This is a genomic window from Jannaschia sp. 2305UL9-9, from assembly GCF_041403465.1.
In the GTDB taxonomy this organism is placed as follows: Bacteria; Pseudomonadota; Alphaproteobacteria; order Rhodobacterales; family Rhodobacteraceae; genus Jannaschia.
Genome location: NZ_JBGEHM010000006.1, coordinates 96,915 through 106,165 on the forward strand (window position 1 = coordinate 96,915; position 9,251 = coordinate 106,165).

The window sequence follows — 9,251 nt, forward strand, 5'->3', positions numbered from 1 at the left end:
ATCAGGCATCCATCGCAGAGACATGGGCCGGGAAAACGGGCCTGCCGCTGTCCTTTTCCAGATCCACGAGCCTGGTCACCAGTTTTTCTCGGGCGGTGCAGGCCATTTCCCACGAGGTGTTGGGATCCTTGCAGGGCACGCTGCACCATACGTCGATGCCGAAGGCGTCCTGACCGGTGATGTTGACCTCGGCCTCGGCCAGATCGCCGAGATCGGCGCCAAGGTCTGTTTCGGCCATCGCATCCAGAACCTGATCGAAGGCCGCGCGCAGGGCGGCGATGTCGATCCGGGGGTCCAGCTTGAATTTCAACAGGCGCACCATCTCCGGCTCCTGCAGGGTCCAGTTCGAAAAGGTCTCCGAAACGAACTCGCCCACGGGTACCACAAGCCGCGTACCGGTCCATGACCGCAACTGGACATAGGTCATGTGGATCCGCTCCACGTGGCACATTTCACCCTTGTAGACGATGCGGTCGCCCATGCGCGCGGATTGGTTCATCGCGATCTGCAGCGAGGCGAGGATATTGCCCAGCAGGCTGCGCGCCGCGACCCCGAGGACGATCGTCAGCGCACCTGCCGAGGCCAGCAGGGAAATGCCCAGACTTTCGAACAGGTTGGCCGAGGACAGGACGATGCCGACCCCGACAAGGAACACCACGACCAGCAGGACGCGCTTGATCGCGTTCAAGCGTGTCGCCACGGCCCGTGCCTCGGCCTGTTCGGCGCGGGTCAGGTCGACATCCTCGCCCGGGGCCATGAACCCGTCGAGCGCGGCCTCGACCCCGTTGACGATCAGCAACAGGGCCGCCGTCACGAACCCGATCGCGATTGCCGGGGTCAGGACGAAATCGATACGCCCCGAAAAGGCGAAGACCGTGCTGGTCACCCACCAGACAAGGCCCGTCACGCTGGCAATGATGAAGGGCGTCGACATGGCGCGCAGCACGCCGGTCGCCAGCCGCGATTCGGCCCGTCGCCAACAATATTGCAGCATCTTGTGGACCAGCCATCCGACGACCACGGCCGCCAGCAGCAAAAGCGGCAGCCCCGCAAGTTCCCACCACATGAGGCTGGCGAAAGCCTCGTTTCGCAGCGATGCCGGCAGGGCCAGTTCAAACGACGACGGCCCATAGCGCGCATAGAGGGCGGGCACGTTGGAGACCGTCTCCTGCGCGAAGACCCAGACGGGATCGCCGCCGTTCTCGACCTGAACCCGGTTCAGGCGGATCGCGGCCGGGGCCGGGTCCAGCGGCAGATCACGCAGCAGCAGGGACCGCCGGGGCGACCCCGCCGTCGCATCGCTTTGCCGTCCCGTGGTCTGAAGGGCGTCGGGACGGTCGATCAGCAGGGACCAATCCAGAAGGGCCTTGCGGTCGACGACGGCATGAAGCTGTCGCGCGAGGATCGGACCGATCAAGCCCTGCCGCTCCCGCGGGAGGTCGTTCAGGTCCAGCAGGTGCGCGGCGGTCAGCCAGTCCTTCTGGTCGGCGGCCGTCAGAAAGCTGGCCATCATGCTGCGCGGGGTCCGCCGGTCGATCCGGTCCGGGGGCGCGTCCAGCCCTGCGTTCAGGTCCGGCACCTCGAACACGGCATTCTGGGCCAGCGCGGGCCGCGGAAAAAAGGCGAGCACCAGCATCAGCAGGGCGGCAAGGACGGGGGCCATGGAAATGGCCGGTAGGGGTGTGCGGGTCATGCGGACCCAACCCGACGGCCACGGCCCGGTTCCCAAGGTTCATTCCCCCGGGTCATCTCCGGTCAGGCGCGTGGCGATTTCCCGCATCACCCGGTCGATCAGATCCGCGTCCACCGGCCCCTCGAACCGGATGGCGTGGCCCTCGGCGTCCTGCACATGGCGGATTGCGCGCCCGCGGGACAGCGGGATGTAGCCTTGCGTCGGCACCGCCTGCGGCCTTGGTCGGGCAGGGCGGTCGGATTTCTCCAACCCGGACAATGCCCGGTTCAACAGGGCCCATTCCGCCTCGGCGTCCGGTTCGGGCCCGGGCGCAAGTGCGGCGCGCAGGACGCCGCCCTGACCGGCCTTGATGGCGGCGGACAGGCGCAGACACTGCCGCTCGCTCAGGGCATTGGGAAAGGCCAGCAGGTCCCCCAGCTCCTCGTGCAGCAGGGCGAAGGATCTGACCTTGCTTCGCTTGCCCTTGGACGCCGTGGCGAACAGGGCATCCACCGCCGCCTCGATCGTCGGGAAGACGCCGTCCTGCACCGCCAGAACGGCGGCCCGCCCCCGTTCATAGGACGACAGGTTCGCGCGGATCTCGTTTTCCTCGACCATTGCCACGAGGGCCTCGGGCGCCGTCCGCGGGGGGCGGACGAAGGCGCGGATCGTGGCGTCCGGCCCGGCGATGTCGCGGCTGGCCGTCAGGCGGCGCAGCCCTGAAATCAGGTCATAGCCACCGCCGCGCCGCGCCGTGACCTCGACCGGCATCCGCATGCCGTTGGCCCGGATCGAGGCGCGCAGTTCCTCCATCTGGCTTTCGGGCATGTCCATGCGGTCACGCGACATCGCATCCACGTGGATCTCGGCCATCGGCAGGTCGCGCACCTCCCATCCGTCCGCGCGCGCACGGCGCAGGATGGTGGCATCTGCGCGATTGCGGGCGGCCTCCTCCGGAGCTTCGACCGGGGCGGATCCGGCGGCTTCGGCGGCGACCTGGGCGATGGGGGCGATCCGCGGTTTCGCAGCGAAACCACCCTGCGCGGTTTCCTGGTCGAGACGGGCGAGGTCTTCGGCGCTTGGCGCCATGATGTTGCGTTTGCGGGCCATCAGATATCCTCCTCCGTCTTCGTCCCGTCGGCCTTGGCCATCTGCGCATCGCGCCACCAGCAGCCCAGCAGCAACTCCTTGAAATCGGCATATGTCCGATCAAAGGCATCGCGCCCGCGCAGATAGGTGTCGCGGTTGAAGTCGCGGGGATCGGCCTCGTAGATGCCGCTGACCCGTTCGCCCGCCTGACCGACGAGGGCGGTGAACTCCTGCCGGTGGGGCGACATCAGGGTGTCGAAATAGGCCTGGATGACATTCGCCATGTCCGCCTGCTGTCCCGCGTCGTATCGCGTCAGGATGGTGCGGACGGCGTCCCATTCGAACCGCTGCTCCGGCAGGCCGGCCGCCCGGCGTTGGGCATTATCCCCCTCCTCGATGGAGGCGAAGGTGGCGTGTAGCATGTCGAAGAACCTACCCGTGGAATCGAACTCCAGAAACGAGGCACCGAGGGGCACCAGCAGGATATCGGCGGCCGACAAGGCGTTGATCGTCAGATAGCCGAGGGCAGGGGGCGTATCGAGGATGACGATATCGTAGTCGTCGAGAATGCCTTCGGTCGCGAGGAAATTTGGCAGGGCATCCCACAGCGGCCAGTCGCGCATCTGCATCCGCCAGACGGGAATCTGGAATTCCGCCCAATAGAGGTTCAGCTGCGCGCCGATCAGGTCGATGTTGGGCCAGTGGGTCTTCTGGATGACGTCGGCGGCGTTCACGTCCAGCGCGGCGGTCATCGTCTCATCAAGGGGCAGGGGTGGCAGGCCTTCCGCCTCGCGGATCCGGTTTCGCTGCGAAACCGCGCGGGCATAGTCACGCGCCAGCAGGGGAAAGATCGTCGACCATTCGTCCGGAACGTCGCCCCCCATGATCGAGGTCATGGATCCCTGGCTGTCGAGGTCGATGACAAGGACACGATACCCGTCGAGGGCCGCAGCCATCGCCAGATGCGCCGCTGTCGATGTCTTGCCGACCCCGCCCTTGAAGTTCGCGACCGCCGTCACCTTGGCCTGCACCCCTTCGGGACGCCAGGGTTTGTATTCCTTGTTGCTGGCGCCCTCGGTCGCGAAATGTTCGCGCAGGGCCAGCACCTCCTCCAGTGTAAACCACCGCGTTCCGCCGGACCCCTCGCCCTGTGGCAGATCGGGGTGCGCCTTCAACACGCGGCGGAAATGCGCGGTGGCGAGCGGGATCAGGTAGCGGCAGATTTCCCATGTCGAGAACCGGCGTAGGTTCTTCTTGCCATCCGGTGCATACCCCCGCTTCGACAGTTCGCTGCGCCCATGGGCCGATCGCGCGGCGGCCTGTGCAAAACGGACGGTTTCGACAGGTTCGCCCAGCTTTCCACCACAGACAGCGGGGTCGAGGTTGTGATAGGGGGGTGGGGGAAAGTCCGGTTTCCGGTTGGTCATTCTGCTGCTCCGCCGTGATGTCACACGTTTTCTCGTATGTTGCCGTCAACATCGCACATCCCGGACGCCAGCGGAATAGGATTGGTGCCACCAACCCCTGTCCCATGAATCCCGAAGAAAAAGCAGACCGCAAAGCTTGTTTTCCTTTAGGAGGATTTAGAGTCTTTGGAAGCTGCAAACCCCGGAGAACATTCGACAATTTGGTGAGGGGGTACCCGGTAGCGGGCGCAATGGCACCCATGCGCGGGATCACGGGCACCCGTTTGCGGGGCAAAAGGCGCCCATGGGCGGGGTGAAAGGCACCCATTCACGGGGCTTGCATGCCGTCAGGCGGCGAACACGTCCCTAATCAAGCGAAAAACCCCTTTGCAGGGACAGCGTTCTCCGAATCGCGGCAAAGCGCAACACCGGACGATTCCGTGCTATCCCGCAAACAGGTACCCTTTGGGGCGCAGGCGGTGTTCTGCGAAAGGCACCCGCGCGGGATTGGCGGCAAGGTGCTTTGATGGCATAAGGGCGTATCGGCAGGCGAGGGACGATATGGCGCGCAATCTATCCGGGGCGGGCAAGGCAAGCCGGGCTGACATCCCGCGTGACGCATTGCACGGGGCGTTGCGCCGCGACTCGGTCAAGAAGAACGTGGCCGCCATCCATGTTTCGGGCAAGCTGTCGCTGCTGCAACGCAAGCTGTCGAACGTGCTGCTGCTCAATGCCTATGACCACCTGACCGCCCGGGCCAGCCACCGGATCGATGCGCGCACGCTGTGCCTCATGGCGGGCTACAATTCCAACGACACGGCCACGTTGAAGGACGCGCTGCGGTCCCTGGCCGAGACGACGGCCGAATGGGACATGCTGGACGGGCAGGGGCGGCAGGAATGGGGGGTCTCGTCGCTGCTGTCCTTTGCCAAGCTGGTCGATGGCGTCTGCGAATATGCCTATTCGCCCGCCCTTGCCGAAAAGCTGCATGATCCGGCGGTCTTTGCCCTGATCAACATGAACATCCAGCGGCGCTTCACCTCCGGCCACGCGCTTGCGCTCTATGAGAACTGCTACCGCTTTCACCGGGTCGGCAGCACCGGCTGGTGGGACATGCCCCTGTTCCGGCGCCTGATGGGTGTCGGGGACAGTGCCTATTACGAAACGTTCAAGCATCTGAACGCCAAGATCATCAAACCATCCGTGGCCGAGGTGAATGCCACGTCGAACATCATCCTGACGCCGGAAACCCGGCGCGAGGGCAGGGCGGTCGCGGCGATCCGGTTCAGGATCGCCGAGAACCCGCAGCTGGGCCTGATGGATCTGGACGATGGCGGGGCGGTCCGGGCCACCGATGTCTATGCCCGCCTGCGCGACATGGGCGTGGCCGACCGCCTGGCCCGCCAATGGATCGCCGAGCACGGGGAGGAGCGCGTGACCGACCTTCTGTCCATGGTCGCGGGGCGCGAGGGAGTGCGCAATCCCGCGCGGTATCTTTCGGCCGCGATTGCCGGTGGCTGGACCTCGGACGAGGCCGGCCCCAAACCACCGACCCCCGAGGAGGAGGCCGCCATCGCCGAGGCCCGCGCCCGCGCCGAAGAGGAGGCCCGCAGGCGGGATGCCGAGGACGATGCCCGCGAGGCGGAGCGCCTTGCCCGTCGGGACCGGTTGACCCGTATCCTGGCATTGGTCGAGGCGCGCACCCCGACACAACGAGACGCCGCGCGACGCATGTTCCTGAGCCGGATCGACGATGACCTTGCGCGGGAGGATTTCGCCACCCGCGGATGGCGGTCGGCCCTGAACGGTCCGGCAATCGCCGCCTTCTGGGAAGAGATGGAGCCGGAGGCCTTTGCCCGGGAATGATCCCGTTCGGGGGCCAGGCAGGCATGCCGTCAAGTTGCAACTTCACCAGCAGAACGTTCTTGGCTAACGTCCCGTAGGCGAGCGAATCAGTCGGCCGGCCGCAGCGCCGAATGCGTAATGCCATTTCGGGGAGGGCGCCCTATGACAGATCTTCAGACTCCGCTCGACCTGACGACCAGGGTGATACTCGAGACGACGCAGCACTCCTACCTGATCCTCGATCGTGATCTCGTCGTTCAGGCGGTCAGCACCGCCTATTGCAGGATGACGGGCGCCACGGAGCAGGAACTCCTCGGGCTGAACGTCTTCGAAGCCTTCCCGCCGAACCCGGACGATCCCGACGACGGGTTTCAGCGGGTCCTTCTGTCGATGCAGGGGGTGCTTGCCGATGGCAGGACCGATACGCTGGAGGTCCGCTATGCGATCCCGGACCGCACGCAGCCGGGGCGCTATGTCAACCACTGGTGGCGCATCACGCATGCCCCGCTGATGCAGGACGGGGTGATCACCGGCATCCTGCAGAACAGCATGGACATCACCAGCGAGGTGACGACGGCCCGCGATGCCAACATTCGCGAAGCGCTGGTCGACAACCTGTCCGACATCGCCTTCTGGGAGTTCTGTCCCTCGGAAGGGACGGCCATCGTGTCCGAGGCGCAAAGCCGGATGTTCGGCCTGCCCCCCACGCCCGGCGTCACGTCGGCGGAACCCTTCATCAATCGCTACCTGCCCGAGGACCGGGCCCGCCTGATCGAAACATTCGCCTCGCTGGAGGATGCGCCCGCGGGCACGCCGGTCGATGTCGAATACCGGATGCAGATTCCGGATGAGGACATCAGATGGGTCCGTCTGCGTGGCGACCTCGTGCGCGAGGATCCGCGCGATCCGGCCCGGTTCGTCGGCATCAGCATGGATGTGACCACGGCCCGCAGGCGCGAGGAGGCGCTGGCCTCGACCATCGCGGAGCGTGACCGCCTTCTGGAACAGAAGCAGCTGCTGCTCGACGAGGTGAACCACCGCATCAAGAACAGCCTGCAGATCGTGTCGTCCATCCTGAACCTCGATGCGCATGCCGCCGTGGGCGACGAGGCCCGCAGCCGCCTGCAGGGCGCGGCCAGCCGCGTGCGGGCCGTCGCCTCGGTTCATGAGATGATCTACAAGACCGGGCAGGTCACGACCGTCGAGATCGGCGGCTACCTTGCCGATCTGTGCGACACCCTTCAGGCCAGCACGCAGGGCAAGGTGACCTGTCGTTCCGACACGTTGCATTGTTCGACCGACAAGGCGATCAGCCTGGCCCTGCTGACCAACGAACTGGTGGCGAATGCCTTCGGGCATGCGTTCGGCGACCGCGTCGACGGATGTGTCGAGGTTACCTGCGAGGCGACGGACGAGGGCATGGCGCTGACCGTGCAGGACGACGGTATCGGCAAGCAGGGCAGCAGCGGCAAGGGCCTCGGCACCCGGATCATCGCGTCGATGGTCATGCAGCTGGGCGCCACCATGCAGGAAGGTCCGGCGGATTTTTCCGATGGCAAGACGTCGCAGGGCGGACCCGGCCCGGGGCATCGGGTGTTGGTGCGCGTACCATTGAAAGACTGAGGGTCCGTTTTGTCGTCCGATTCCGCCCCGAAACCCGACAGCGATGCCTCGCTCGACGTGCTTATCGTCGAGGACGAGGTCCTGATCGCCATGGATCTGGAAATCCAGATCGAAGAAGCGGGGCATTCCGTGGTCGGAATGGCCGTCGACGTCGACAGTTGCCAGGCGGCGGCGCGCACGGCGCGGCCCGATGTCGTCCTGATGGATCTGCGCCTGCGCGGCGGCGACTGCGGCGAGGACGCGGCGCGCTGGCTGCGCGAGGAACTGGACGTGCCCTGCATCTTCCTGAGCGGCAACATCGACGAGGCCCGCGTCGCGCGCCTCAACAGCCTGTCGCCCGTGGCGATCATCGGCAAACCCCTGCTGAGCGGACGTCTGACCGCAGCACTCGCCAAGGTGTGCCACGGCGACACCGTGTAGCACAACCCGCCGGGAACCCCGCAGGGGGCCCCCGGCGTTTGCCTGCAATTCAACCAGAATGCAGGATCTTCAGATGCCCAGCCTTTCCCACAGCCCCGTGGCCGTCATCGCGGGCGGCACCGCCGGTGTCGGCCGCGCCACCCTCGACGCCCTGATCGACCGCGGATGGAACGTCGCCGTCCTTGCGCGGGGGCAGGACCGCCTCGATTCCGTCAAGGAGGCGTTCGGGGATCGCGTCTGGACACGGTCCGTCGACGTGTCCGATGCCGCCGCGGTCGAGGCCGCCGCCGATGACATCCTGTCCGACTTCGGCGTGCCCGAGATCTGGATCAACGCCGCCATGCTGACCAGCTTCTCGCCCTTCGACAAGGTCGACGCGGAGGAGTTCGGCAAGATCACCGCAACCACCTATCTTGGCACCGTCAACGGCTGTCGCGCGGCGCTGCGCGTCATGGCGCGGGGCAATATCGTCAATGTCGGATCCGGCCTTGCCTATACCTCCGTCCCCAATCAGGCCGCCTATTGCGGGGCGAAACACGCGATCGAAGGCTTCACGCAGGCGCTGCGGATCGAGCTGTTGCGCGACAAGCGTCCGCTGACCCTGTCGATGGTGCAATTGCCCGCCGTCAATACGCCGCAGTTCGAATGGGCCCGCAACCGGATGGACCACCACGCCCAGCCCGCGCCCCCGATCTATCAGCCCGAGGTCGCGGCCCGCGCCGTGCTGCGCGCGATCGACACCAATGCGCGCGAGATCCTCGTCGGGCGATCCGTGCTCAAGCTGATGGCGGGCAACATGCTGTTCCCGAACACGGTCGAGGCGCAGTTGACCGAAATGGGTGTCGAGGCACAGCAGGACGACCGCCCGGCACCCCATGACCGCGACAACCTGGACGGGCCCGCCCCCTATCCGTCGACGGCCCACGGCACCTTCGACGGTCGGGCCGAGGATGACGGGATCATCGTCGACGGCGATTTCGCCCGCAAGTTCGCGCTGTTCGGGGGAGCGGCGGCGATGCTGTTTGCCGGCATGGTGCTGGGCCGTGCGATCCAGGCCGGGGCCGAGGCCACGGGCGACCGGATCGCCCGCCGGTGACGGCGTGCGCGGTGACGCAAGGGTGATGGAACCACCGCCACCGCGCCTCCGTTGTGGCTCCAAGCCAAGGAGGCACTTTCATGACGACGATCACCACCGT

Annotated in this window: 7 protein-coding genes; 4 read left to right on the forward strand and 3 right to left on the reverse strand. The window is 66.2% G+C overall.

Features of this window, described 5'->3' with window-relative positions:
• Position 1 precedes the first annotated feature (1 nt).
• From V6N07_RS17315 to V6N07_RS17325, 3 genes are read right to left on the reverse strand one after another with little or no spacing between them, the layout of a single operon-like run.
• A complete protein-coding gene (locus V6N07_RS17315; RefSeq protein WP_371158108.1) occupies positions 2–1,693 on the reverse strand; it encodes a mechanosensitive ion channel family protein in 1,692 nt (563 codons plus the stop codon).
• A gap of 39 nt (positions 1,694–1,732) precedes the next feature.
• Entirely contained in the window at positions 1,733–2,782 is a 1,050-nt protein-coding gene (locus V6N07_RS17320) for a ParB/RepB/Spo0J family partition protein (RefSeq protein ID WP_371158110.1), read from the reverse strand.
• Entirely contained in the window at positions 2,782–4,188 is a 1,407-nt protein-coding gene (locus V6N07_RS17325) for an AAA family ATPase (protein WP_371158112.1), read from the reverse strand. The genes V6N07_RS17320 and V6N07_RS17325 overlap by 1 nt, the downstream gene beginning before the upstream one ends.
• A gap of 540 nt (positions 4,189–4,728) precedes the next feature.
• Between V6N07_RS17325 and V6N07_RS17330 the strand changes: the two genes are divergently transcribed.
• The 4 genes from V6N07_RS17330 (at position 4,729) to V6N07_RS17345 (ending at position 9,151) form a co-directional block, all read left to right on the forward strand.
• Positions 4,729–6,033 (forward strand): replication initiation protein, encoded by a 1,305-nt coding sequence (locus V6N07_RS17330; RefSeq protein ID WP_371158113.1) that lies wholly within the window; start codon positions 4,729–4,731, stop codon positions 6,031–6,033.
• A gap of 141 nt (positions 6,034–6,174) precedes the next feature.
• Positions 6,175–7,635 (forward strand): sensor histidine kinase, encoded by a 1,461-nt coding sequence (locus V6N07_RS17335; protein WP_371158115.1) that lies wholly within the window; start codon positions 6,175–6,177, stop codon positions 7,633–7,635.
• A 9-nt stretch (positions 7,636–7,644) separates the two neighbouring features.
• Positions 7,645–8,055 carry a response regulator gene (locus V6N07_RS17340; RefSeq protein ID WP_371158116.1) on the forward strand — a complete coding sequence of 137 codons (411 nt, stop codon included), beginning with the start codon at positions 7,645–7,647 and terminating at the stop codon, positions 8,053–8,055.
• A 73-nt stretch (positions 8,056–8,128) separates the two neighbouring features.
• Positions 8,129–9,151, forward strand: coding sequence for an SDR family oxidoreductase (locus tag V6N07_RS17345; protein ID WP_371158118.1), 1,023 nt, complete (start codon positions 8,129–8,131; stop codon positions 9,149–9,151).
• The last annotated feature ends 100 nt before the right edge of the window (positions 9,152–9,251 follow it).

Excerpts from the sequence above, each read along its gene's own strand:
- V6N07_RS17335 (WP_371158115.1), top strand. The coding sequence starts at position 6,175 with ATGACAGATCTTCAGACTCCGCTCGACCTGACGACCAGGGTGATACTC.
- V6N07_RS17345 (WP_371158118.1), top strand. The coding sequence starts at position 8,129 with ATGCCCAGCCTTTCCCACAGCCCCGTGGCCGTCATCGCGGGCGGCACC.
- V6N07_RS17320 (WP_371158110.1), bottom strand. The coding sequence starts at position 2,782 with ATGGCCCGCAAACGCAACATCATGGCGCCAAGCGCCGAAGACCTCGCC.
- V6N07_RS17330 (WP_371158113.1), top strand. The coding sequence starts at position 4,729 with ATGGCGCGCAATCTATCCGGGGCGGGCAAGGCAAGCCGGGCTGACATC.
- V6N07_RS17315 (WP_371158108.1), bottom strand. The coding sequence starts at position 1,693 with ATGACCCGCACACCCCTACCGGCCATTTCCATGGCCCCCGTCCTTGCC.
- V6N07_RS17325 (WP_371158112.1), bottom strand. The coding sequence starts at position 4,188 with ATGACCAACCGGAAACCGGACTTTCCCCCACCCCCCTATCACAACCTC.